The organism is Hymenobacter sp. UYP22 (assembly GCF_040547285.1).
Lineage (GTDB): Bacteria > Bacteroidota > Bacteroidia > Cytophagales > Hymenobacteraceae > Hymenobacter.
Map to the genome: position 1 here is coordinate 1 of NZ_JBEPPK010000021.1, position 24039 is coordinate 24039.

The 24039-nt window shown below is 58.9% G+C and carries 20 protein-coding genes; 9 read left to right on the plus strand and 11 right to left on the minus strand.

Features of this window, described 5'->3' with window-relative positions; translation table 11 throughout:
* Positions 1-404 precede the first annotated feature (404 nt).
* Both ABIB60_RS21805 and ABIB60_RS21810 read right to left on the minus strand, forming a co-directional pair.
* Positions 405-1247, minus strand: coding sequence for a DUF4382 domain-containing protein (locus ABIB60_RS21805; protein WP_354582451.1), 843 nt, complete (start codon positions 1245-1247; stop codon positions 405-407).
* Between the two features lie 113 nt (positions 1248-1360).
* The gene (locus ABIB60_RS21810; RefSeq protein ID WP_354582452.1) at positions 1361-4444 is read right to left on the minus strand and encodes an AsmA family protein; all 3084 of its coding nucleotides are present in this window, start codon (positions 4442-4444) and stop codon (positions 1361-1363) included.
* Positions 4445-4708: 264 nt separating this feature from the next.
* Between ABIB60_RS21810 and ABIB60_RS21815 the strand changes: the two genes are divergently transcribed.
* On the plus strand, positions 4709-5764 hold the full coding sequence (locus ABIB60_RS21815; RefSeq protein WP_354582453.1) for a PorP/SprF family type IX secretion system membrane protein: 1056 nt from the start codon (positions 4709-4711) through the stop codon (positions 5762-5764).
* Positions 5765-5832: 68 nt separating this feature from the next.
* The gene (locus tag ABIB60_RS21820) at positions 5833-7095 is read left to right on the plus strand and encodes an SUMF1/EgtB/PvdO family nonheme iron enzyme (RefSeq protein ID WP_315998073.1); all 1263 of its coding nucleotides are present in this window, start codon (positions 5833-5835) and stop codon (positions 7093-7095) included.
* Between the two features lie 125 nt (positions 7096-7220).
* On the opposite strand, the gene ABIB60_RS21825 is transcribed toward ABIB60_RS21820, so the two are convergent.
* Positions 7221-7925 (minus strand): ComF family protein, encoded by a 705-nt coding sequence (locus ABIB60_RS21825; protein WP_354582454.1) that lies wholly within the window; start codon positions 7923-7925, stop codon positions 7221-7223.
* A 133-nt stretch (positions 7926-8058) separates the two neighbouring features.
* Between ABIB60_RS21825 and ABIB60_RS21830 the strand changes: the two genes are divergently transcribed.
* The 3 genes from ABIB60_RS21830 to ABIB60_RS21840 are packed head-to-tail and all read left to right on the plus strand — an operon-like array spanning position 8059 to position 9573.
* Positions 8059-8436 (plus strand): carboxymuconolactone decarboxylase family protein, encoded by a 378-nt coding sequence (locus ABIB60_RS21830; RefSeq protein ID WP_354582455.1) that lies wholly within the window; start codon positions 8059-8061, stop codon positions 8434-8436.
* 3 nt (positions 8437-8439) lie between these two features.
* Positions 8440-8796 (plus strand): hypothetical protein, encoded by a 357-nt coding sequence (locus tag ABIB60_RS21835; protein ID WP_315998075.1) that lies wholly within the window; start codon positions 8440-8442, stop codon positions 8794-8796.
* Complete coding sequence (locus ABIB60_RS21840) at positions 8797-9573, plus strand: exodeoxyribonuclease III (protein WP_354582456.1); 777 nt, start codon at positions 8797-8799, stop codon at positions 9571-9573. It abuts the gene before it with no gap.
* A gap of 63 nt (positions 9574-9636) precedes the next feature.
* Here ABIB60_RS21840 and ABIB60_RS21845 read toward each other — a convergent pair whose 3' ends face one another.
* The 6 genes from ABIB60_RS21845 to thrA all read right to left on the minus strand — a co-directional run bounded on the left by ABIB60_RS21845 (position 9637) and on the right by thrA (position 17433).
* Positions 9637-10911, minus strand: coding sequence for a protoporphyrinogen/coproporphyrinogen oxidase (locus ABIB60_RS21845; RefSeq protein WP_354582457.1), 1275 nt, complete (start codon positions 10909-10911; stop codon positions 9637-9639).
* A 38-nt stretch (positions 10912-10949) separates the two neighbouring features.
* On the minus strand, positions 10950-11513 hold the full coding sequence (locus ABIB60_RS21850) for a hypothetical protein (protein ID WP_354582458.1): 564 nt from the start codon (positions 11511-11513) through the stop codon (positions 10950-10952).
* A gap of 3 nt (positions 11514-11516) precedes the next feature.
* Positions 11517-12194 (minus strand): c-type heme family protein, encoded by a 678-nt coding sequence (locus tag ABIB60_RS21855; protein ID WP_354582459.1) that lies wholly within the window; start codon positions 12192-12194, stop codon positions 11517-11519.
* Positions 12195-12354: 160 nt separating this feature from the next.
* Positions 12355-13731 (minus strand): threonine synthase, encoded by a 1377-nt coding sequence (gene thrC / locus ABIB60_RS21860; protein ID WP_354582460.1) that lies wholly within the window; start codon positions 13729-13731, stop codon positions 12355-12357.
* Positions 13732-13851: 120 nt separating this feature from the next.
* Complete coding sequence (locus ABIB60_RS21865) at positions 13852-14790, minus strand: homoserine kinase (RefSeq protein WP_354582461.1); 939 nt, start codon at positions 14788-14790, stop codon at positions 13852-13854.
* Between the two features lie 189 nt (positions 14791-14979).
* Entirely contained in the window at positions 14980-17433 is a 2454-nt protein-coding gene (thrA, locus tag ABIB60_RS21870; protein WP_354582462.1) for a bifunctional aspartate kinase/homoserine dehydrogenase I, read from the minus strand.
* A gap of 407 nt (positions 17434-17840) precedes the next feature.
* Between thrA and prfA the strand changes: the two genes are divergently transcribed.
* The 4 genes from prfA to ABIB60_RS21890 all read left to right on the plus strand — a co-directional run bounded on the left by prfA (position 17841) and on the right by ABIB60_RS21890 (position 21792).
* Entirely contained in the window at positions 17841-18911 is a 1071-nt protein-coding gene (gene prfA / locus ABIB60_RS21875) for a peptide chain release factor 1 (protein WP_354582463.1), read from the plus strand.
* Positions 18912-19046: 135 nt separating this feature from the next.
* Complete coding sequence (locus ABIB60_RS21880) at positions 19047-20549, plus strand: hypothetical protein (protein WP_354582464.1); 1503 nt, start codon at positions 19047-19049, stop codon at positions 20547-20549.
* 144 nt (positions 20550-20693) lie between these two features.
* Positions 20694-21116: a secondary thiamine-phosphate synthase enzyme YjbQ gene (locus tag ABIB60_RS21885; protein ID WP_354582465.1), complete on the plus strand. Its 423-nt coding sequence runs from the start codon at positions 20694-20696 to the stop codon at positions 21114-21116.
* Between the two features lie 97 nt (positions 21117-21213).
* Positions 21214-21792, plus strand: a complete 579-nt coding sequence (locus ABIB60_RS21890) for a hypothetical protein (RefSeq protein WP_354582466.1) — start codon at positions 21214-21216, stop codon at positions 21790-21792.
* A gap of 1 nt (position 21793) precedes the next feature.
* On the opposite strand, the gene ABIB60_RS21895 is transcribed toward ABIB60_RS21890, so the two are convergent.
* Together ABIB60_RS21895 and gpmI are read right to left on the minus strand one after the other, a co-directional pair.
* Positions 21794-22375 carry a type 1 periplasmic-binding domain-containing protein gene (locus ABIB60_RS21895; RefSeq protein ID WP_354582467.1) on the minus strand — a complete coding sequence of 194 codons (582 nt, stop codon included), beginning with the start codon at positions 22373-22375 and terminating at the stop codon, positions 21794-21796.
* On the minus strand, positions 22368-23915 hold the full coding sequence (gene gpmI / locus ABIB60_RS21900; RefSeq protein WP_354582468.1) for a 2,3-bisphosphoglycerate-independent phosphoglycerate mutase: 1548 nt from the start codon (positions 23913-23915) through the stop codon (positions 22368-22370). The genes ABIB60_RS21895 and gpmI overlap by 8 nt, the downstream gene beginning before the upstream one ends.
* Positions 23916-24039 lie beyond the last annotated feature (124 nt).

A 24039-nucleotide genomic window follows, 5' to 3' on the forward strand; every position in this document is an offset into this window, starting at 1 on the left:
CGGACCCGGGCCAAACGCTTCCTGGCAGAAACCCGCCTTGCCGCAGGCCATTCGTCTACCTGTTACGGGGACTCGGTGACGGGTAAGTAGGGGCCGACTGTTAGGTTGCGCTGCTACTTGCCTTGCTTGGTGGCTAGAGTCGTTTGTTCGCTGAGCAAGCTAGGCAGTAAATAGTCTAGCTGAGGTTGTTGAGCAGCTACATAGTTTCCTAGCACCGGCCCGGCTGTTACACTTCAAGCGTTGCTGGAGAAGATAGGGTTACTATACCGTATCATAACTGGCTATAAACAAACGAGTAGTAAGAGAGTAGACTAATAACTGCTCGTAGCAGCTTACCCTTGACTAATAATGGAGAAGCCCTACTTAGATATCTAAGTAGGGCTTCTCCATTATTAGTCTACGTTTTAGTTTAGGCTGGTCTGGCCGATATCAGTTGTTTGGTCATTTACAACGGTGACATTGCTGCGGATGATATTCTTGTAGGCAGCCTGGCCCGATGGAGCGTTAGTGCTAGGATAAAACTCAACTCGGTATGTGCCGGAGGGCAGACCTCCCAATTGAAAACTGCCGGACGCATCAGCCGATGTACTAAAGGTATCTGCTACCGTAATAGAGGAGCGAATTGCCAGGATTTGAGGCAGCGCAGCAGCAGGAGTTACGGTGCCCCGTAAGCCACCCCGGATATCTTGGGCAACTACCCGAATGACCGGTTTGAGCAAATAACGCTCTTTCTTATCATTATTGGGCTTCCAGTTTCCTCGCTCTACAATGGATTTGGCTACATCGAAATCGAGGAGGAGTTGATACGTTTCCCGGTCACGCAAGGTCACGTTATCGAGTTTGAGTTTAACTCCGGAGCTTTGCCCACTTGGGGTTTTTAGATCATAGCGCTGTCCGTCGCGGCCGATAACGTAGTTGTCGGGGCCAAGCAAGAGGCGAACCTCCGTGAGGGTGCCGGGCGAAAAATCTGCGTTTGTAAGTAAGGCTGACTTCCCATTCACATACTCCATCACATTGATGGCTTGGGTTTGGAAAGGGAGAGTGTACCAGCCTTCAGTAGAACTAGCTTCTTTGGTGTGCACCTCAAGCTGCCGTACATCGAGCACAACGGAGCGGAAGTCGCCAGGGGCATCCATAAGGCGAACCTCTAGCTTAGCACTATCCGATGAGTCGCTGTCTTTACTGCAGCTAGCAAAGTACACTGGGGCCGCTAGGAGAGCTGTGTAGAGAAAAGGGCGGAGCAACATAATATGGTGTAAGAGTGGGAAGAAAAAGCAGCTGGTGCGCTATATACACAACCAGCTGCTTTTATCGGGCAAGAAGCCGGCCAATTTGCCGGTGTGACTACCTTTTTATAGTTCTATTGCCCTGAGCTGGTAGTATCTACTTTAGGGGCAGGTTTTAGTTCTTCCGCTGGCGCTTTGGGTTGCTCAACGGGCTTGGCCGGTTGGGTTTTGGGTTTGCCGAAGATGAGGTTATTAAGACCTTGTTTGGCTTTATCCTGCAATTTGGCCTGCGCTTCCAGACGTTTCTTTTCTATTTCTTGCTGGGCCTTTAGCGTTAGCTCTTGCTGTTTGCGCTGCAATTCTCGCTGTATGCTGTCTTGGGCGACTTTGGCTTGGGCCTGGAGCTTCAGTTTGGCATCATCTACCTTGGCTTGTACGATGTTTTGCACCAAGTCCTTGGCCTGCGCTTTTACGCTGCCAGTGGTAAGCTTCACAACAGGGTTCTTCATAGTACCGCCAATGTTGAGGCCCAGCGTTACTCGGTCGGTACCTTTCAGGTTTTGCACACCGGTTAACTGCGTCAGCTTCGAGTTGAGCTGGTTGCCTATTTGGCCAGTGGGCACGTTGAGCGCCGTTATATACTCCAAGTTGCCGCTAACGTTGCTGGAGCCGCCGACCGTCATTTTGATTTGGCCTACTGTGAAATCGAAGGGCTTGACGATAAAGTTGCCGTTGAGCATTTCGGCCGCCACATCCTTATTCTCCACTACCAAGCGCTTGAGTTCCTGCAGTTGGGTTAAGTTGCTGATTTGGGTGAGGGCGGAGGAGTTGCCTACGGCGGCCCGCACAATTTCAAACAGGCCTTTACCCGTCAGGGTGCTGTACACCGGCATCATGTCCGCGCCCATTTCCCCGCTCACGTTGAAGTTGGTGGAGAAAACGCCTTCCACCTGCGAAGCCAGCGGAATAAGCGCCTTAACTGAGCTGAACGCTTTAAAGGCGTTCTGGAAGTTCAGGTTCTTGATGTTGAGGCCGAAGTTGAACTTGGGGTGAGCTAAATTCTTGCTGCTGTAGCTGCCGTTGGTGGCGAAAGAGCCGCCCAGGGTATTAAAGGTCAGGTTAGACAGCGTAGCCGCCTCATCACGCACTACTACGGTGCCCTTTACATTATCCAGCTTTAGATTGTCATACACTACCTGCCCAACGGTGGAGTTCAGCGTCAGATCAAGAAACTGGGGAATTTGTAGTACGCCCTGGGCCGTGGCGGGGGCGGTGTCCCCGGTGGCAGTGGTTTGCCCGCTTACCTCATCCACCATCCACTCGTTCACGTTGAAGCGGGAGCTGTTCACCGTGAGGTTGCCGCGTAGCGGTTGGCCGGGCGTAAACAGGTAACCCATATAGTTGGACAGCGTGCCGGAAGCCGCAACATCGGAGGAGCCGACAGCGCCGGTCATATTCTGCAGGGCAATCTGGTTGTTGTTGAACGTAGCCGTTGCCCGGGCTACTTTCATACCCTGAGGCAGGTCGGTGCTCTTATACGTGATGTTCTGGGCGTTAACGGTACCAGAGGCAACTACGGTTTGGTAGCGGCCAGCTTCAATGTCGGCCATGTTGCCTTTGGCGGCCACATTCCCGTTGAGGCGGCCGGTAACGGTCATACCCTGCAGGGGAAAAATGCGGGTGAGCTTAGTTAGGTCCACGGTGCCTTTCACATCAGCGTCGAAGGCCATCTTGTCCACGCCCTGGGTGGCCACCCGGCCTTCCAAGGGCTCCCCGTCCAGCAGCATCCGGAACTGGGGAATACTTACACGGGTATCGTTGAGCTGGCCGGTGGGGTTGGTGACGGTGCCGTTGAGGGTGAGGTTTTCGATGGGGGCCGGGAACTGCTTGCTCTTGACGTAGCCATTGGTCAGGTTCATTTTGGCCTGCACCACGGGCATCTGGGTTTTCGAGTAGACGCCCTTGGCCGTGCCATCCACGAACAGCTTGCCGCGCAGCAGCAAATCCTGCACGGGGTACACTTTCATCATCTCAGCCAGGTCCACGTTGGCTTTTACCCGGCCATCCACCTTCATTGGCTCCAGCCCATCAATAGCCACATTGCCGTCGATGGGGTTGGTACCCAGGTCGAGGTGGAATTGCTTCACATTTACCTTAATGTTGTTGGTAAAGCCCGAAGGGTTATCCACCACCATATCCACGTTGATGTTGCGCGCCTGCTGGGGCAACTGCGGATACTTGAAGCTGGCATTCTTTACCTGCAGGTTCACGCCGTAGCCGGGCATTTTTACGGCATTCTGCACGCCCTTAAAATAGCCATCAAACGCCACCTTACCGGCCGCGTTGATGTCCTTGAACTGGCTGGTGTACGCGCCCGGTACTAGGCTCAGAATGTTCTTGAAGTCGGTTTCGAGGGCCTTGAACGTTAGGTCGTAGGTGATGTCGGTGGCGTTGGGCAGGCCGATGGAGCCCTGGAAGGATGCCGGGAAGTCGTTCAACTTCACCTGGTTATCCTTGAAGGTGAAGAGCATCTTCTCCAGGTTCATGGCCATGGTCACGTCGGCGTCGAGCTTTTTGTTGGTTATGTATTCCGTGCCCGCGTACTGCATGGAGAAGCTCTCGGCGGTAGTCTGGCTCACCATATCGAAGATGTTGCGGGCGAAGTCGCCGGAGCCGGAGTGGTTTACACCCCGCAGCTGCATACCGAACGGGATGCTCTGGTCGTCGTAGCGCAGGCGGCCGTTATTGATTTTCCAGCCCTGGATGGCTAGGTTAACCGCCGTGGTATCCTGGCCCTTGGCCGCAGCCACCGAGTCTGATACGTACACGTCCCAATTGGCCCGACCACTTTTCAGCACCCGCACATGGATGTCGGGCTGCTCCAGCACCACATTTTTGATTTTGATCTGGCTGCCGCTGAGTACACTCATTACATCCAGGCCCACCCGCACTTCGGGCAAGTAAGCCAATGTATCCCGGGCGAAGGAATCCTGCCCAATCACGCGCAGCTGGTTGAGCCGTAGCGCCAAATCCGGAAATGAGCTGAGCAAAGTCACGTCCACGTTGGCGGGATCATACTCCACGTTGGCCCGTACGCGCTGGGCCAACTGCTTATCAAAAGCCGCCTTGATCTTGTCCTTGAACAGCACCGGTGCCAAGGCCAGCCCCGCCACCAGAATGACCAGGAAAATCAGCAGTCCGACAAAGAATCTACGCATAAGAGTAAGGAGGAAAAGGAGGATCAAAAACCAGCAGGCTGGTGCCGGAGCAGAGCTGCCAGCACATCAGGCAGCTAAGGTAAAAGTAGGAGAAACCCCCACGGGCCCTTGGCAGCTGGAGTAAAAAAGCGTGCCCAAAGTTGCTTGAACGCGGCAAATGCGGCGGATAGTGCCGAGAATCAGGAAAGAAAATGCCATTTTAGGCCCAGATCAGGTGGCGGGCACGTACCAAAATACGGTCGTCAGCCGTTAGTCAGGCAGCTTATGTGGGTTTCTCGCGCCAGATATCGTCTTTGCCCTCAACGGCTCTGCTCCCGGAAGCACTGGCTGCTCCCAGCGCTATGGGTAGCGGCGGCTTCGGCCAGCGCGCAGGACTTGTACTTCGCGCAGCCTTACGCCAACCGCATGCAGCTGAATCCGGCTTACGCCGGCCTGCTCGATGATTACAGCATCACGCTGAGCTACCGTAACCAGTTCCCTACGCTAGCCGGCACGTTCCAAACCAGCCAACTGGCCGCCGATTATCGGTTTCGGGACCAGCACAGCGCCGCTGGTTTGCTGGTAAACCACGACCGAACCGGCAGCGTGGGCTATACTCGCTTTCAGGCCGGCGGGGTGTACGCCTACCACGTGCGCTTGAATGAATACTTGAATCTGAGCGGCGGGGCCTCGGTCAGCTACGGGCTGCAGCGCGTTAGCTATGGCAACCTGGTCTTTGGCGACCAGCTTTCTGATGATGGTGTTGTACGGGACCTTAGCCTGGAGGTAGCCGACTACAAGCCGGTGCACTACGTAACGGCCGGAGTAGGTGGGTTGCTCTACACGGAGCAGTTTTGGGTAGGTGCTGCCGCCCACCACGTGAACCAGCCGACTCTTGGTTTCGTTACGCAAGCCACACTGCCTCTGCGGCTTAATCTGCAAGGAGGCTATAAGGTATACTTTGTGCGGACAACCGTTAAGCAGCAGCCCAAGGAAATCAGTCTGACTCCCACCGTGAGCTATACCCGGCAAGGGGGCTCCCAGCGCGCAGAAGCTGGTTTGTACTTTACGGCTACGCCCCTCACGGTGGGAGCTGTGTATCGGGGTGTTCCACTGCCTGGTACCGGGCGGCCTCAGCAGGTGCTAGCGGCTATTGCCGGGGTCAGTATGGGCAGCTTTCGGCTGGGGTACAGCTACGATATGAGCCTCAGCCAGTTCAGCGCCGATTTGAGTGGAGCGCACGAAATTTCGCTGGCTCTGCGGGAGTTCGATTCGCTGGAAGCGGCCTGGCGCCGGCTAAAACGCCGGAATTACCCGACAATTCCTTGCCCCGCCTTCTAAAATTTTGTATTATTGCAGCCGACTTGCCTTGTCTAAACGCTTTTCTCACAGGTAGTTTCAACTTGATCATGAATTTTTCCAAGTACCTGCGCTTTGCTGTAGTGGGAGCCTGCGCACTGGCCGCTTGTAAGGGCGGTCCGCCCACGGCTACCAAACCCGGTAAGTACAGCTCCACCACGGGCATTGAGTACAATACCGAGGAAGGCATGAAGGTGTCTGATTATCAGGGTATCCCGGATGGTCCCGGTCTGGTGTTTATCGAAGGTGGCCGCACCGTGCTGGGCTCCGCCGAAGAGGACATTGCCATGACCCACGACAACCTGGAGCGTACAGTAACGCTGGCATCCTTCTACATGGATGAGGCCGAGGTGGCCAACATCCACTGGCTGGAATACCTGCACTACGTGCGCAAAGACTCCTCCGAGGAGTTCTACCAGTCGGCTCTGCCCGACACGACGGTGTGGGCCCGCGAGTTGTCGTTCAACGACCCGTACGTAGACTACTACCTGCGTTACCCCGGCTTCCGCTACTTCCCCGTAGTGGGTGTAAGCTGGCTGCAGGCCAACGATTACTGCACGTGGCGGACCTCGAAAGTAAACGAGCGTCTGGCGGGTGAAGATGGTGACAGCGGCAGCAGCAGCGGCGGTGGCCTGTTTGGCAAGAAAAAGAAGAAGAAAGGCGACAGCGGCGACGCGGCTGAAGGCACTTCTGAGGACGGCGGCGGCACCAAGATTGCCATCGAGAATGGCAACACCCTGCCCAACTATCGCCTGCCTACAGAGGCTGAATGGGAGTACGCCGCTCAGGCGCTCATCGGCACCCAGGAAACTGGCAACGAGAACCAGGAGAACAAGCGTATTTATCCCTGGGATGGCCGCCAAGTGCGGAACCCCTATGGTAAAGGCATGGGTCAGTTCCTGGCCAACTTCAAGCGCGGCCGTGGTGACTACGCTGGTATTGCCGGCTCGCTGAACGACGGTGCCATGATCACGGAGTATATCTACAACTACCCACCCAACGACTACGGCCTGTACAATATGTCGGGTAACGTGAACGAGTGGGTGCAGGATATCTACCGTCCGCTTTCCTACGAGGACGTGGAGGATCTGAACCCCTTCCGTCGGAACGGCTTCCTGGACCCCACGGAGAAATACGACAAGAAAGGCTACCAGTCGCTTATCGATGACCACGTACGCGTGTACAAAGGCGGCTCGTGGCGCGATGTAGCCTACTGGCTCTCGCCCGGTACGCGGCGCTTCATGGCTGAGGACTCAGCCACGGCAACCATCGGTTTCCGTTGCGCTATGATTAACGCCGGCTCAAACCGTTAATCACAGATTTAAACGGATTCAGTGAATTTCGCGGATTCGTTCTACAAGCCAAAAGGCCACCTCAAACGAGGTGGCCTTTTGGCTTTTTGAGTACCGTGCGATACGCCGAGTGTTGCCTGGCGTAACTACCGGTCGGCGGTGGCAATGGTGGCGATACTAACGTAAGCGGCTCCGGCGGCCAGCAAGGCCTGAGCGCAGGCTTCGAGGGTAGCGCCGGTAGTTAGTACATCATCGACTAATAGCACGTGTTTCTGCTGGATGAGGTCAGGCTGGGCCACGGCAAACACGGTTTCCACATTCTGCCAGCGTTGGATGCGGTTTTTTTGAGTCTGGGACTTGGTATAAGTGGTACGACTGAGCGCTTCGGCCGCCCACGGAATTTGTAGGCCCAGGGCCAGGCCCTCGGCAAAGCTATCGGCTTGGTTGTAGCCGCGCTCGGCCAGCTTGCGGGCGTGGAGCGGCACGGGCACCACCAAGTCGGGGGCGGGGTGGAGGCTGGTTTCGTGGAGTTCCTGTCCGTACCAGCGGCCCAGCACCCGGCCTACTTCCTGCTGCCCACGGTACTTGAGCTGGTGGAGCAAGTGTTGCACCCGGCCGTGCTTCTGAAACCGCAGGTAGCTGAGTGTATGCTGAATGGGCAGGCGACCCCAGAACCGCCGGGCCAAAGGGTTTTGCTCCGAGGGCAGGCGGTGATAGTCGGTGTAGGGGAGCTGAGCCCGGCAGGTGGTGCACATATGTTCCTCGCCCCGGGCTAGCACATCCTCGCAGGCCAGGCACACTTGGGGAAACAGTAGGCTCACAAAATCGGAGAGCAGAGCGGGCAAGGGCATAGTTGGTAATGGATAAAGTCACAGAATAGCGGCGTGCACCTGAAAGGCGGCAAACTTCTCCCTAATTTTAAGGTTTAAACCCGACTTCCGGAATAGCTCCGGGAGTTGTTTTTCACGGTTACTTGCCTGCCCTATGAGCCTCGTTGCAGAATTCAACGACTACCGCCAGCGGATGAATGAAAAAATCCTGGCGGCCGATAACAAAGTCATCAAGCGGTTTTTCAACCTCGACACCAATACCTACCAGGAAGGCGCCCTCAACGTCAAGACCAAAGAAATTGTGGGCCTGGCTTGCTCCATGGTGCTGCGCTGCGACGACTGCATCAAGTATCACCTGGGCAAGTGCTTTGAGGAGAAGCTCACCGACGAGGAAGTGTACGAGGTGTTTGCCATTGCCAACCTCATTGGGGGCAGCATTGTAATTCCGCACTTCCGCCGGGCCGTGGAGTACTGGGAGGCGCTGAAAGAGGAGGCCGCCTCGCCCGCGCCCGAGCATCTGCACGAAGCCTAAGCCATGCTGGACCCGCAGGAAACCGAAGCCCAGTTTGAGCAGCGCTGGTGGGAGCTGATGAACGAGATGCGCGCCCGCTTCGGTAAAAAGCCCGATATGAATGCTCTGCTGCTGCTGATTGGCGTGCAGGAACTGGGGCAGGGGGCCGGCCCGTTTACCAAGGAGCAGAAGCAGGACCTTATGCATATTGCCACCTGCCGGCTGTTCAGCTTCTCGGGCTTTTATGAGCTGGAGCGGGTGGATGAGGAAGGCTGGCCCCACTACCGCCTGCTGCAGCCGTTGCCGTTTGCCAACCTCAAAGAGCAGGAGCGTATGCTCAAATGGCACATTCTGGAGTATTTCGATTCGCAGGAAGACTAAGTGGACATCATATCCTACAACCTCAACGGCCTCCGCTCAGCCCTCAGTAAGGGCCTGGCGGACTGGGTAGCGCAAACCAGGCCGGATGTGCTGTGCGTGCAGGAAATTAAGGCCGGGCGGGAGCCGCTGGATGTGTCGGCGCTGACGCGCCTGGGCTACCACGCCTACCTGCACCCGGCCCAGAAACCGGGGTACAGCGGCGTGGCCACGTTCAGCCTGGAAAAGCCGCTGGCGGTGGTGGAGGGCTGCGGGCAGAGTTGCTACGATGAGGAAGGCCGGGTGCTGCGGCTGGATTTTGCCCACTGCTCGGTGCTGAACACCTACATGCCCTCGGGTACCAGCGGGCCGGAGCGGCAGGCATTCAAGGTAGAGTGGCTGCACTTTTTCAGGCGCTATGTGCGGGAACTGCAAGCCGCCGGGGTAGCCCCATTGGTTATTGCCGGCGACTATAACTGCTGCCAGACCGAAATAGACCTGCGCAACCCTAAAACCAACCAGAACAGCCCCGGCTTCACGCCTGAGGAGCGGCAGTGGTTCCGGGATTTTCTGGCCGATGGTTTCACTGATTCCTTCCGCCACCACCACGGCCCCGTGCCGGACCGGTACTCCTGGTGGACCTACCGGGCCGGGGCCCGGGCCCGCAACGTAGGCTGGCGCATCGACCATCTGCTGGTTGACAATGCCCTGGCACCACATATTCGCCACGCCGACATGCTGCACGACGTGGTGCATTCCGACCACTGCCCCGTGCAGGTGGAGCTGGATTTCAACGCATAACACCGCAACGGGCGGCCCGGCAGTAGGGCGGGTCGCCCGTTGCGGTGTGCAAAAGGGGAAAAGTTACGCGCTCAGAATCATGTCCGCTACCTCGCGGCCGGAAGCCAGGGCGGCATTGAGCGAAGGATAAGCCGCGTAGTCGCCGCAGCGGTACTGGCCATTTGAGAGTTTGAGCGTTTGACGTGCTGCCTGCCCGGCGGGGTATACAGGCAGGGCGTACGGAATATCGTAGGTGCGCAGATGCTGCCACCGGGCCGCTGCCGGCCCGAACCACTCGGTTAGCTCCTGCCGTAGCCGGGCCGTCAGGTCGGCCTCAGCCAGACCATGCTCTCCGTGCGTGCTGACGGATATCAGCCGCTGCCCGGCCGGGGCATAGGCCGGCGCCACCTCCGACGGAAACGCTACGTTGTGGACCAGCGCGGTTGGGGAGGAATTCAGGCGCAACAGCTTATCGGCACGAGTTGGGGAGGCGGGACCCGCAAAGTAGGTGCAAGTAGTGCGCCGCCACTGTACGGGGGCAGGCACAGCGGCTGGTAGCAACTGGGCCGCCGCTTCCCCATCAACGGCCACTACTACTGCCGCGCCCTGCAGGGTTTCGCCGCTTTTGAGGTGCACGGTGGTGCCCTCAATGGAGCGTACGGGCGTATGCAGGCGGAGGCTGCCGGCGGGCAGGCGGGCGGCCAGCTGCTCCGGAATCTGCTGCATACCCAGGGCCGGAATGGCGGCTTCGCCCTCTACAAACTGCTTGAACACAAACTCAAAGAAATTGGCTGCGGTGTTCAGGCTACGGTCCAGAAACACGCCCCCAAAAAACGGGCGGAAGAAGTTCTGAATGATTTGCTCACTCCAGCCGTATTGCCGCAGTAAGTCCACGGTAGACAACTGGTTGCTGGAATTACGGCTCAGCAGCTGCTCACTGGTAAAGCGGCGCACGTGCTGCACCATACTCACAATACGCAGCTTATCTGGCAGGGTACCGATGCGGGAGGTAAGCGCTGAAAACGCAGCCGTGGGTTGTTGCAGGGGATTCTGCAGGGTAGTTTCCTGGCCATCGGGCAGGCGGATAACGGCCCCGGAGCGGAAGGCTTGCAGATTCAGGGCGCCGTAGTCGATGAGGCGCTCCACCTCGGGGTAGCGCGTGAGCAGCACCTGAAAGCCCCGATCAAGCCGAAAGCCCTCCGGCGTTATATCAGTACGCACGCGCCCGCCAACGGCATCAGCGGCTTCGAGTAGCAGTACGGGCCGGCCAGCGCGGTGCAGGTAGCAGGCGCAGGATAACCCGGCCATGCCCGCGCCAACTATAATTATGGGTAGTTGAGGTGAGTCAGCAGTTGTCATATCAACCGCAAACTGGAAAACAGTGGGTAAGGTTGGAGTTAGTTGTAGAGGGTGACGCCGTAGCGCTGTTTAAACGCCTGAATTTCCTCGTAGCTCATATTCGGGTTGAGCAGGAAGGTGCGCTGACCTTGGTATGATTCCTTGAGCGGAATACGTTGCTCATACCAAGTCTGCAGCAGCTGCACAAGACGCTGTTGCTCATGCGGCTGCCGTAGCCGTACAAAGCAAGATGGCCAGGAACCCGCCTGAATCCGGTTGTCGGTTTGTACAGGAATGTCAATCAAGCTGGTCCTGAGCGTTTGTAGTGTCAGCTCTGCTATATGGAATTGGAGCGGGGTTGTACTGGATAGCGCCAAGCAGTCAGCTTGTTTCCCAACCTCCCGGTAAAGTGCATCGGGGGTCAGTACAAGACTGCCAATGACAGATTGTTCCTCTGGAAAGATGCCGTCAATGCCAGTGATGGAGAAAAGCGGCGCGTTTGGGTTGCTGGTTCTAGGCTGCAGAATGGGCAAGCCAAGTAGTACTTCAGTAGTATGAAAATACTCGCCTCGGCGTACAGCACGTCTCACCCGGGCAAGGGTTTCGGTAGGTAGAAACGCCATGAATTAGAACAGCGGCTTACGCTTCTTCATCACCTTGCGCGTCTTCATCGTCCAGAACTCAGCCACGCCGGGGCGCTGCAGGCTCACACGCCACACGCCCATGGCCTGGCCCAGCTGGTAGCCCGTGGCCTGATCCTGGGGGTATTGCTTCTGAATGAGGGCGTAATCGGCGGCCGAAACATCCTGCCCAACGGTACCGTGGCAGCGCAGGCAGAGCTGGTCGTTAAGCACCAAAGGGCGTTGATACGTGAATACTTCAGCACTGAGCCGGGCTACGCGGCGGGTTGTGTCGGCGGGATTCAACTCCGCAGCAGAAATGGGGGCTTTATTTGCCGAGTTGCGGGGCCGGTTACTGATGCGGCGCAAGGAAGCCTGCAAGACCTTGGCCAGCGAATCAGGGGCCGGTAGGGTTTCGGGCCGGCAGTAGGGGAGGGCCGCCGCTACGCCGCCTTCGGCCAGTTTTTGGGTTAGTACTTGGCGTAGCTCCCGCTCGGCCGTGCGCGTGAGAGAGTCGCCGGCCCAGCGAGTGGCCCGGAGCAAATCGGCGGGCATAATGCGCTTCACCTCCCAGTTCGCCGACTCCACAGCCAGCTCTTTGGTGTTGCTGAGGTGCTCCACCTGGTCGGGGCGGCAGGCGGCCAGCAGGGGCAGAAGCAGCAGGAAGCGGGAAAGTGGGCGCATGGGTGGGGAGGAATCAAGAGACTAATTAGTAGCTGGACGTCATTCCGAGTGCAACGAGGAATCTCGCGTGCTGACATTGCCAAGCTATTCAGACAGCAGCACGCGAGATGCTTCGGCTGCGCCTCTGCATGATGGATTATCGTAACAGCCGACAACGCATTTACTCCCACAAATATGCCCGCAAGGCGTCGTATTCCGGCTCCAGCAGGGTGCTTTGTTTGGGCTGCTGCATTAGCTCCCCTAGCTCAGCGGGAATAGGCACTACTTGGCCAGTGGCAGTTTCCACAGCTGCCGGAAACTTGACGGGGTGGGCGGTTTCCAGAAAAATGCCGCGCTGTTCCGGGTGCTGGCGCAAATAATCTTCCAGCGCATGATAGGCCACGGCCCCATGTGGATCCAGCACGTAGCCGGTTTCCCGAAAAACCCGCGCAATAGTAGTCGTAGTTTCCGCATCCGATACCGAGTAACCGCTCAGCAGCTCACGCAGCACCGGATATTGATGCCCAAACAGCTCCAGAATACGGCCAAAATTGCTCGGGTCACCCACGTCCATGGCGTTGGAGAGGGTGGCTACGGCCGGCTGGGCAGCGTACTGGCCTGACTGCAGGTAGAGGGGCACCGCATCGTTCTGGTTGCAGGCCGCCAAGAAGTGGGCCACCGGCAGCCCGGAGGTGTAGGCCAGCAGCCCGGCGCACAGGTTGCCGAAGTTGCCACTGGGCACTGCTATTATTGGCGGCTTGGCGTGGGGCCACTGGGCCAGCGCCGCCAGATAATATATCTGTTGGGGCAGCCAGCGGGCCACATTGATGGAGTTGGCCGAGGTAAGCGGGCGGCGCCGGCGTAGCTCCTCGTCGCGGAAGGCCTGTTTTACCAGCCGCTGGCAGTCGTCGAAGTTGCCGTGCACCTCTAGGGCCCGTACATTCTGGCCCAGGGCCGTGAGTTGCTGCTCCTGCACAGGGCTCACCCGGCCCTGGGGGTACAGTATCACCACTTCTACACCCGGCACGCCCAGAAACCCACTGGCTACGGCACCACCAGTGTCGCCGGAGGTAGCCACCAATACCGTTACGGCCCGGGTTTCGTGGCGGGAAAAGTAACCCAGACAGCGGCTCATAAACCGCGCCCCCACATCCTTAAATGCCAGCGTGGGCCCGTGAAACAGCTCCAGCGCACTGATACGCTCCGTTACAGGTACCACCGGCAGCGGAAAATTCACGGTTTCGGCGCAGATGCGGGCTAGCTCTGCTTCCGGTATCGTGTCGCCTACGTAGGGCCGGAGGACGGTTAGCGCAATTTCAGCGGCAGATAGTTGGGGAAGCTGCTCTAGGAACCCGGTCGGGAGGCGCGGAATGGTTTCGGGGAAATACAGACCCCCATCCGGGGCCTGCCCCGCCACGGTAGCCGTCCGGAAATCAACGGGCTCCGATTGGCGGCTGAGGCTATAGTAGTGCATATCGGTTGAGTTGTGGGGGGATGCGAGGCCCTTCGTGGAGTTGTTCAAGGTGGTTAGCACGTCATGCAGAGCGTAGCGAAGCATCTCGCATACTGATGACTGATACTATCGCAACGTCAGCACGCGAGATGCTTCGCTACGCTCTGCATGGCGTTTAGCATCAGCAACGATGCGACACGAAGTGTCACGTCTCGACAGCCTACTTCAGGCCGGCAGATTTTGGCAGCCCGTAGGGTTGATGGTAGTTTGGTACACGAAATGCGCCAGGCCCAGCTGCTCGTAGGTGCGGCGCATCACTTCCGCTACTGCCTGGGCGGTGGCTTCGGTCTGGCTGAGCATGAATAGGGAGGGGCCGGAGCCGGATATGCCCCCGCCCAAAGCCCCGACGGCGCGGCTGCCCTCCTTCACCCGCTCAAAGCCCGGAATCAGGATGCTGCGCACGGGCTCGATAATCACGTCTTCCAGGGCCCGCCCAATGAGGGCGTAATCATGCTTCAACAACCCAGCCACCAGCGCGCCCACGTTGCCCCACTGCCGGATAGCGTCGCGTAGCGGTACGTCCTGCTTGAGTATCCGGCGGGCATCAGCTGTTTTGACCTCAATCTGGGGGTGGACTACCGTCACGAACAGGGGCGGGGCATCCAGTGGCACTACGTCAGGCGTGGGAATGGTGGACCGGATGAGCGTGACGCCCCCGTAAATGGCCGGAGCAATGTTGTCGGCGTGGCGCACCCCGGAGGCCACTTCCTCCCCGTACATGGCAAACCCTACCAGCTCTGCCTTGCTGAACTGGTTACCCAGTAAGTAGTTGAGGCCCACCACGGCCCCGGCAGCGCTGGCGGCGCTGCTGCCAATGCCGCTCCCCGGCCGGATGGTTTTGCGGATGCGCACCTCCACGCCCGTTACTTCCGGGGCGACCCGCAACATGGCCAGCAAAGCCGCCCCAGCCACGTTGCGGGTGGGCTCAGTCGGCAGATCAAACTCATCCTCGTTAATAATGCGGACTCCCGGCTCATCGGTCAGGCGCAGGTGCATTTCGTCGTTGGGCTCACGCAGGGCAAACCCCAGCACATCAAAGCCGCACACTACGTTGGCCACAGTGGCGGGAGCGAGGAGGGAGACGGAATCAGTGGAAAGCGGCATGTTAGCGGGTAAAAACTACTGGAAGGAAGAAAGCTGCATCGTCGGGGGACCTCACCCCCGGCCCCTCTCCTCGGGGAGAGGGGTGCGTTCAACGATTTTACCGTTTAGCATCCCTTACTTTAAGGATAGACGTTCAACGGTTCTATCGTCTGGCTCCCCTCTCCCCGAGGAGAGGGGCCGGGGGTGAGGTTAATGCGCGGCCCGCAGTACATCGGCAAATACGCCGGAGGCCGTAACCTCGGCCCCGGCTCCGGCACCTTTGATGACCAAGGGCTGCTCTACGTAGCGGTTGGTGTAGAAGAGCACGGCGTTGTCTTTGCCCTGCAAGCTGTACAAATCGTGCCCGGGAGCCACACTCTCCAGCCCCACGCGGGCCTGCCCTTCGGCAAAACTGGCCACGAAGCGCAACTTCCGTCCCTGAGCCGCCGCCGCATCATACAGGCTACGGAAGTGAGTTTCGTGGGCGGCCAGCTGCTCGTAGAAGGCCGGTACGTCGCCCTCCAGGCAGGCAGCGGGCAGGAAGGATTCGTTCTGTATCTCTTCCATTTCCAGCGCATAGCCAGCTTCCCGGGCCAAAATCAGGATTTTACGGGCCACGTCTACACCGGTCAGGTCGAGACGGGGGTCGGGCTCGGTGTAGCCCTCGGCCTGGGCTTGGCGCACTACTTCCGCAAAGGGCCGGGTGCCGTCGTAGTTATTGAACACGAAGTTGAGCGTACCCGACAGCACGGCCTGCATGCGCTGCACCTCGTCGCCGCTGCGCAGCAAGTCGTTCAGCGTCCCGATGATGGGCAGACCTGCGCCCACGTTGGTTTCAAACAGAAACTGCGTGTTGAACTCCTGGGCCAGGCTTTTGAGCCGGGCATACCGCTGGTACTCCGCGGAAGCGGCCACCTTGTTGCAGGCTACCACGGCCACCGAGCGGGTCAGCAGCTGCTCGTACACCTGCGCCACTTCGGCGCTGGCCGTTACATCCACGAACACCGTGTTGCGCAGATTCAGAGCCAGTACTTCCTGCGTGAGCTGCTCCAAATTCAGGGGCTTTCCGGTATCCAGGGCCGTTTCCCAAGCCCCCAGGTCAATGCCTTCCTCAGCCAGTACAAAATGCCTGCTGTTGGCCAGGCCCACCACCCGCAGGTTTAGGTGCAGCTTCTCGCGCAGCCAGGGTTGCTGGCGGTGCAATTGCTCCAGCAGCTTGCGGCCCACGTTGCCCACGCCCGCCACCACCACGTTCACCTGCCGGGTGGTAGCTTCGAAGAAGGTTTCGTGTAGCACGTTGATAGCCTTGCGCACGTCCTGCTGACGGATTACCGTCGAAATATTCTTCTCCGAGGAGCCCTGGGCAATGGCCCGAATGTTTACCCCATTCTGCCCCAGTGCCCCAAATAGACGCCCGCTGATACCAGGGTGGTTCTTCATCTGCTCCCCTACCAAGGCCACAATGGCCAACTCATCCTCCCGGTCCAGCGGGTCGAGTAGGCCCGCCCTCATTTCGTGGGTAAACTCTTGGTTGGCGGCCTGCTGGGCCCGGTCGGCATCCGGGGTGCTCACAGCCACGCAAATGGAGTGTTCCGAGGAGCTTTGGGTAATGAGAATGACGTTGACCTGCTCCCGGGCCAGGGCCGCAAACAACCGCCGCGAAAAACCCGGCACGCCCACCATGCCGCTGCCTTCCAGCCGCAGCAACGAAATGGGCCCGATACTGGAAATACCCCGCACAAACGCGTGGTTGGCCGGCGGACTCACTTCTACCAGCGTACCGGCATCCTCGGGGGCAAACGTGTTCTTGATCCAGAGCGGAATACCCGCGCGCATGACCGGCTGGATAGTAGGCGGATACAGCACTTTGGCCCCGAAGTGCGACAACTCCATGGCCTCCTGGTAGCTAATGCGGGCAATGGGCCGGGCGGCGCGTACTAGCCGTGGGTCGGCCGTCATCATGCCGCTCACATCCGTCCAGATTTCCAACCGCTCGGCACCCAGCGCCCCGGCGAAAATGGCGGCAGTGTAATCGGAGCCGCCCCGGCCCAGGGTAGTGGTGCTACCGTCGGGGGCGCTGGCCACGAAGCCGGGCGCCACGTACAGCGCCACCTCGCCCGTCACGGCGGCCTGAATCAGTGGGTTGGTGCGGGCAAAATCTACGGCGGCGTGGCCGTAGCGTGCATCAGTGCAGATGAGTTGCCGGCTGTCCAGCCACTGGTTGGCCGTGCCTCGGGCTGCCAGCGCCGCCGCCAGCAGCCGCGACGACAGCAACTCCCCATAGCTCACCAGCCGGTCCAAGGTCCGCGCCGACAGCTCGCCCAGCGCAAATACTCCGTCGCAGAGGCTCTCCAGCTCATTGCAATGCGTTTTTACCACGCTGAGTACCCCGCTCTGGCCAGTAATAGGCAGCAGCCCGCGCACCGCTTCCAGGTGGCGCTGCTCCAGCTCCCGCAACAGGTCCCGGTAAGAAGCATCAGCGGTGGCGGCGCGGTGGCCGGCGGCAATCAGGGTATCCGTCACCCCGCCCAGCGCCGATACTACTACCACTGTGGGGCGTTGCCGGGCGGCGGCTTCGGCCAGTACCAGCACTTTACCCATGTTCTCGGCCGTCGCCACCGACGAGCCCCCGAATTTCAACACCTGCATAGCGTTCAGCTGCATAAAGGACAAGAAAAAGCCCGCTTCGGGCCGGCGGCTCCTCTGTGTGGAGCGTACCGGCGAAGCGGGCTGCGAAGTGGAAGGTGAAAAGGAGTTCCGCGGCCCGCTTAGCGGGTTGTAGTTACGGTTGTCCCTGTACCAATTGTAGCAATTGGCAGTGCGCAGTTCAGAGCATGGATAGCACGAGGCCGGACCATAAGCGCGGGTTTGATGGCTGCAAAGTAGGAATTATTTGAAACGGCCAACAGTTAGATATAGAAATATTTACGATTTCTACGGGTGCTGTACGGGTAACAGCGGTAAGCCGCAACAGGCGGCAAAAGGCTGTTCTGTATCAAGAGCATCAGCCGTATATATCCTCGGCGGCGTTTGCTTACCTTTGCACTCCTAATACATTTTCTGAAGGCAAGATGCTAGATAAACTGGAGGCCATCCAACAGCGCTTTGAGGACGTGAGCGAGCAGCTCACCCAGCCCGAAGCCATGAGCGACATGAAACGCTTCAAGGCCCTCAATAAGGAATACAAAGACCTCGGCAAAATCGTGACCGAGTACAAGGCCTACCAGAACGTGTTGGCCAATATCGACGGCGCCAAGGAGGTCATTGCCACCGAGAAGGACGAGGACTTCCGCCAGATGGCCAAGGATGAGCTGGAACTGCTCTACCCCGAGCAGGAGCGTCTGGAAGCCGTTATTAAAGAGTTGCTCATCCCGAAAGACCCCAACGACAGCAAGGATATCATCATGGAAATCCGGGCCGGGGCCGGAGGTGATGAGGCGGCCATTTTTGCCGGCGACTTGCAGCGCATGTACATGCGCTTCGCTGAAAAGCAGAACTGGAAAATGGAACTGGTAGATGCCACCGAGGGCACCTCGGGCGGTTACAAGGAAATTATTCTGGCCGTGAAAGGCGAGGACGTGTACGGCAAGCTCAAGTTCGAATCGGGTGTGCACCGCGTACAGCGGGTGCCGGCTACCGAAACCCAGGGCCGTATTCACACCTCAGTAGCCTCCATCGTGGTAATGCCCGAGGCGGAGGAACTGGACGTGCAGATTGATATGAACGAGGTGCGCAAAGACCTGTTCATGTCGTCGGGCCCCGGTGGGCAGTCGGTAAACACCACCTACTCGGCCGTGCGCCTCACTCACTTGCCCACCGGCATCGTGGCCCAGTGCCAGGACCAGAAGTCCCAGCTCAAAAACTTCGATAAAGCCCTGCAGGTGCTCCGTTCCCGCCTCTACGAAATTGAGCTGGCCAAAAAGAACGAAGCCGAAGGCGCGACCCGCAAGAGCATGATTGGCGGCGGCGACCGGTCGGATAAAATTCGCACCTACAACTACCCCCAGGGCCGCGTAACCGACCACCGCATCGGCCTCACGGTGTACAACCTGTCGTCGGTAATGGACGGCAACATCGACGAGTTTGTGGAGCAGCTGCGCATTGCCGAAAGCGCCGAGCGCCTGCAGGAAGGCGTGGTGTAATTTATCCGAACAGATCAACGTTTGTCATGCTGAGCTTGCCGAAGCATCTCTACCGCTTCGTTGTAACGAGTGAGTTACTACCGGTAAAGATGCTTCGGCAAGCTCAGCATGACGTTTTACTGTAGGTTGGTATCTATGCGTTTTTTACTCCCGCTTCTTCTGTTGCTCTCGTCGTTGGTAGTGGTGCTGCCTGGCTGTGAGCCCAAGGAAGACCTGATTACCACGGATAGCAGCGCCAAGCTGGAGTTTGCCGAGGACACAGTGAAGTTTGATACGGTATTCGCCTCGGTGGGCACCGTGAGCAAGCGCCTGTGGGTGTACAACCGCAATGCCCGGGCCGTGCGGGTAGCCGAAATCAGCTTAATTAACCGGCCAGGTGTCACGTATAGCCTGCTCATCAACGGCGACGCCACCTCCACGGCCCGCGACGTGGAAATCAGGGGCAAGGACAGCCTGCTGGTGCTGGTGCGCGCCACTATCGACCCCACCCCCTCCGACCTCAAACCCTTCCTAGTAGTCGACGACCTGAAGTTTCGCACCAACGGCAATGAGCAGCAGGTGAAGGTGGTGAGCTACGGGCAGAATGCGTATTTCCATGATGCCGAGCGCATCCGGCGCAACACCATCTGGCGCTCCGACAAGCCCCACGTCATTTATAACTCGGTGTTAGTAGAGCGTGGGGCCACGCTTACCATTGAAGCCGGGGCCCGGATTTATTCCCACGCTGGCTCCTTTCTGGTGGTGCAGGGGCGGCTGTTGTGTAACCCGGCCTTTCAGCCTACCGGGGAACTGAAGCCCGAGGACCGCAACTTGGTGCGCTTCCAGGGCGACCGGCGCGAGGAGCAGTACCGCGAAGTGCCCGGGCAGTGGGGCGGCATCCAGTTTGATACCCTGAGCCGCGACAATGTGGTGCGCTTCACGGAAATCAAGAATAGTAACTACGGCCTGTTCTTCTTCAACCGCCGCAACTATCAGCCCCACCCCAGCGTGCTGGTCGAAAACTCCCTGTTTACCAACATCTCCACTGTGGGCAGTGGCTTCGGGATTGAGGGAGCCGCTCTGCTGGGAATATACGGGGACTTTGTGGTGCGCAATACGCTCATCACCAACTGTGAGCAATATGCTGTGTTTGGCATCGGCAACGTGAACCAGCTGGATTACGTGACGGTGGCCAACTATCCCCGCCTGCTGCACGACAAGCCCTCCGTGCTGCTAGCGCCATCTATTGAAGTCAACCGAGTGCCTACGCCGGCTGTGGCCCCGCGCCTAACCATGCGCAATAGCATCGTGTGGGGCACCAACAAGGATGGGAATGAGCTGGCGTTTGCCAACGGAGAGTTATACCCCAGTACTATCAGCATCAGCAATAGCGTGCTGAAAACCAAGGACTACGACAATACCGGCACCTTAGGGCAGCGCAAGAACAACAATATCCTCAACCCCACGGAAGGCCCCGCTTACCTGTTCAAAAGCACGCCGATACGCTTCCGAGGCAAAACGCTGGACTTCCAGCTGGATACCCTCTCGCCGGCCAGCAACAAAGGACTGCCACTGCCGGGCCTCACCCGGGACCTGCTCAACCGCCCCCGTAACAGCTCCACGCCCGACGTTGGGGCCTACGAGCGGGTGAATCCGTAGGAAGAGTAGGGAGGCAAGGAAAACCTGTCATCCTGAGCGGAGCGAAGGATCTTATTACATTCGGGTGATAAGGTCCTTCGCTTCGCTCAGGATGACAGGTTTTCCACTATTTCATCCTACCATTCATTCCTTCGTTCTCCCACAATGCACTTTATTCAGAAACGGTTGCGGCTGCCGGCAGTAGGCCGGGGCTTTCATTTGATTACCGATTTGCTGGTGGCCGAGCTGCCCGAGCTGGAGCAGATTCAGGTGGGTATGGCGCAGTTTTTTATTCAGCATACCTCCGCCAGCCTCAGCATCAATGAAAACGCCGACCCCACCGTGCGGCACGATTTCGAGCAGTTCTTCAACCGCTTGGCCCCCGAAAACGCCCCGTACTTCAGGCATACCCTGGAAGGCCCCGACGATATGCCGGCTCACCTGAAAGCCAGCCTGCTGGGCCATGCCGTGCAGGTACCCATTGCGCGCGGCGAGTTGGCACTGGGCACCTGGCAGGGAATTTACCTCGGGGAGCACCGCAACCACGGCGGCCGCCGCTGGGTGCTGGCTACGTTGATGGGGCAGTAACCGGATTTGCGGGGTAAAGTACACTGGCTGAGCGAAATATTCGCAGCCCAGCAAGCCGCGGGCCGTACTTTCGCGTATAGGGCTGAAAAAAAGCCCCATGCCTGCCTTGTTGTTAGTTGCCACCGGAAAAGCTGCCCTTGCGGCCACGTTGTACGTGGCCCTGTGGTGGGGTGCCGTCGGTACGGGGCCAACAACGGGTAAATCTCCCAACCGCAAACCCTCGACCCAGATTACGCGCGCCGCCAAGCCTGCTTCTCCGCCCGTGGCTACCCGGCTGGTCCGACTCACCAACGACTCCTTGGCCGGGCAGCCCTTTGGCGAAGAGCCCACGGTGGAGGACCTACTCCGGAATGGTGGCCACATAACAGCGCGCAAACCGTACCGCAACCTCTACGAAGCCGGGCAGATAGATACCATCCTGCTGGTGCGCCACCAAGGCAACGTATTCCAGTTTTATCGCGCTCCGGAAAAGGATCTGCTGCGCGACGCCGTAGTTGTGAACTTTGAGCCCGCCTACGGCCGTCGCCTGCGCACCCGCTTAGCTTCGGCCCACCGCCCCGCCACCAGTACCATCGATAAAGTGCGTATTGGCGACTCGGAGCGCACGAATTACGTTTCGATGGTATACCAAAGCGGCCGCCTCAGCACGGTACACGTTGAGCCTTATCTGGAGTAAGCTACAGCACCTGCCCCCGCACCGCGTAGCGCACCGAATCGAACAGAATCAGCTTCTGCACGCCGTTCACGCGGTAACTGGCAAGTTGGCCATTTTGGCAGTGCAGTTCCACGGTTTTGGCCGAGTACACCAGCGGGTTATCCTGAGCCACGGAAGCGGTAATATCCTGCACCACATTGCCCTGGCTAACCACGGTAAGTTGCTCTACGGGGTGGTCGGTGCCGGGCTGGCGGCGGTAGGTGCGCTGTACAAGGCCCGAGGGCAAAGTGGCCGAATCAACGGCGTACAGGCCACGCAAAGCTGGCTTATTGATGTCTGCCTGCTGAAAAATTTGTAGTTCCTTGGTCCAGTCGGTTGGCTGCACGCGGGTGGTTTCCTGCTGGCCGTCGCGCAGCAGTACTTGCTTTTCCACGGCCGGCCGGCGCTGGCCCAGCAAGGTGCTTTGCTGCTCCAGGAAGCCGAGCAGATTGAAGTAAGCCGGCTTCCGGTTGGCTGGATTAGGGCGCACGGTGGCCGTGTTGCCGGGGCCGCAGCTTGCCAGTCCCAGCAACACGCCCAGGAGCGCGGCAGTGTTCTTATGCATTCGGGGTAGATTCCGGGCGGAGCAGGCTCTGGCCGCTCATCGCCTCGGGTTGGGAAAGGCCCATGAGTTGCAGTACCGTAGGGGCAATGTCGCCCAGCTTGCCATCAGCCACGCTGCCCTGGTAGTCGTTGCTGGCCAGGATGCAGGGCACCAGGTTGGTGGTGTGGGCCGTGTTGGGCGAACCATCGGGGTTGATCATCATGTCGGCGTTGCCGTGGTCAGCAATGATGATGCAGGCATAGTCGGAGGACAAGGCGGCTTCAATTACACCTTTCGCGCACTCATCCACTGCCTCGGCGGCTTTCACGGCGGCCGCAAACACGCCGGTGTGGCCTACCATATCGGTGTTGGCGAAGTTCAGTACCACAAAGTCGGTGGTTTTGGCTTGCAGCTCCGGCACCAGCGCGTCGCGCAGCTCGTAGGCGCTCATTTCGGGCTGCAGGTCGTAGGTGGCTACCTTGGGCGAGTTGCGCATGATGCGTTTCTCCCCGGCAAACTCCACCTCCCGGCCGCCCGAGAAGAAGAACGTCACGTGCGGGTACTTCTCGGTTTCGGCAATGCGGATCTGGGTTTTGCCGTTGGCTGCCAGCACCTCCCCCAAAGTCTGCTCCAGGTTGTCCTTCTCGAAGATGGGGGTGACGCCGGTAAACGTGGCGTCGTAGTTGGTCATGGTGAGGTAGTGCAGGTTCAGGCGGTGCATCTGAAAGGCGTGAAAATCCTGCTGAGTAAGGGCCTGCGTAATCTCCCGGCCCCGGTCGGTGCGGAAGTTGAAGCACAGCACCACGTCACCTTCCTGAATGGTCGCCAGCGGCTGCCCATCGGCCCCGGTTTTCACAATCGGCTTCAAAAACTCATCCGTCACGCCCTCTTTATAGGAGTCGAGCATGCTCTGGATCAGGTTCTGGGAGGGCGTGCCCTTGCCGTTCACCAGCAGGTCGTAGGCCAGCTTTACCCGCTCCCAGCGGTTGTCCCGGTCCATGGCGTAGTAGCGGCCCACAATGGAGGCAATGCGGCCACTGGCTCCGCGCTGCAGGTGCTGCTCCAGGTCGTTCACGTAGCTCACCCCACCCTTGGGGTCGGTGTCGCGGCCATCGGTGAAGGCATGAATGAACACATTGTGCACGTCCTGGTCGTGGGCAATGGTGCACAGGGCCTTCAGGTGCTCGATGTGGGAGTGCACCCCGCCATCGGAGAGCAGGCCCATCAGGTGCACGGGCTTGTTGTTAAGGCGGGCGTATTCGAAAGCTTTCAGCAGGGCGGGCATAGCGGCCAGCTTCCGCTCCCGAATGGCTTTATTAATGCGCACCAGGTCCTGGTACACCACGCGGCCAGCCCCAATGTTCATGTGGCCTACTTCAGAATTACCCATCTGCCCGTCGGGCAAGCCTACGGCCTCGCCGGAGGCTTGCAACTTGCTGTGCGGGAAGCGCTGAAACAGAGAGTCGACGAAGGGCGTACGTGCCTGATCAATAGCCGAAACCTCCTTGTTCTGCGCCAGCCCCCAGCCGTCCAGAATAACCAGCAATACCTGTTTGTTCATAGCGGCAAAGATAGGCCAGATGCGGCGAAACGCCCACGTTTTGCCTAACTTGGTGGCAGAGAAATACCCGCCCGGCCCGGCCACCGGGCAATCCGCCAGCTTGGCACCATTTTAGCACCCTGCA

Bases quoted from the DNA above. Each gene is read 5' to 3' on its own strand.
- gpmI (WP_354582468.1), bottom strand. From the start codon at position 23,915: ATGAACAAACAGGTATTGCTGGTTATTCTGGACGGCTGGGGGCTGGCG.
- ABIB60_RS21825 (WP_354582454.1), bottom strand. From the start codon at position 7,925: ATGCCCTTGCCCGCTCTGCTCTCCGATTTTGTGAGCCTACTGTTTCCC.
- thrC (WP_354582460.1), bottom strand. From the start codon at position 13,731: ATGCTTCGCTACGCTCTGCATGACGTGCTAACCACCTTGAACAACTCC.
- ABIB60_RS21865 (WP_354582461.1), bottom strand. From the start codon at position 14,790: ATGCCGCTTTCCACTGATTCCGTCTCCCTCCTCGCTCCCGCCACTGTG.
- ABIB60_RS21880 (WP_354582464.1), top strand. From the start codon at position 19,047: ATGCGTTTTTTACTCCCGCTTCTTCTGTTGCTCTCGTCGTTGGTAGTG.
- thrA (WP_354582462.1), bottom strand. From the start codon at position 17,433: ATGCAGCTGAACGCTATGCAGGTGTTGAAATTCGGGGGCTCGTCGGTG.
- ABIB60_RS21830 (WP_354582455.1), top strand. From the start codon at position 8,059: ATGAGCCTCGTTGCAGAATTCAACGACTACCGCCAGCGGATGAATGAA.
- ABIB60_RS21805 (WP_354582451.1), bottom strand. From the start codon at position 1,247: ATGTTGCTCCGCCCTTTTCTCTACACAGCTCTCCTAGCGGCCCCAGTG.
- ABIB60_RS21815 (WP_354582453.1), top strand. From the start codon at position 4,709: ATGTGGGTTTCTCGCGCCAGATATCGTCTTTGCCCTCAACGGCTCTGC.
- ABIB60_RS21885 (WP_354582465.1), top strand. From the start codon at position 20,694: ATGCACTTTATTCAGAAACGGTTGCGGCTGCCGGCAGTAGGCCGGGGC.
- ABIB60_RS21890 (WP_354582466.1), top strand. From the start codon at position 21,214: ATGCCTGCCTTGTTGTTAGTTGCCACCGGAAAAGCTGCCCTTGCGGCC.
- ABIB60_RS21835 (WP_315998075.1), top strand. From the start codon at position 8,440: ATGCTGGACCCGCAGGAAACCGAAGCCCAGTTTGAGCAGCGCTGGTGG.
- ABIB60_RS21895 (WP_354582467.1), bottom strand. From the start codon at position 22,375: ATGCATAAGAACACTGCCGCGCTCCTGGGCGTGTTGCTGGGACTGGCA.
- prfA (WP_354582463.1), top strand. From the start codon at position 17,841: ATGCTAGATAAACTGGAGGCCATCCAACAGCGCTTTGAGGACGTGAGC.
- ABIB60_RS21810 (WP_354582452.1), bottom strand. From the start codon at position 4,444: ATGCGTAGATTCTTTGTCGGACTGCTGATTTTCCTGGTCATTCTGGTG.
- ABIB60_RS21850 (WP_354582458.1), bottom strand. From the start codon at position 11,513: ATGGCGTTTCTACCTACCGAAACCCTTGCCCGGGTGAGACGTGCTGTA.
- ABIB60_RS21820 (WP_315998073.1), top strand. From the start codon at position 5,833: ATGAATTTTTCCAAGTACCTGCGCTTTGCTGTAGTGGGAGCCTGCGCA.
- ABIB60_RS21855 (WP_354582459.1), bottom strand. From the start codon at position 12,194: ATGCGCCCACTTTCCCGCTTCCTGCTGCTTCTGCCCCTGCTGGCCGCC.
- ABIB60_RS21845 (WP_354582457.1), bottom strand. From the start codon at position 10,911: ATGACAACTGCTGACTCACCTCAACTACCCATAATTATAGTTGGCGCG.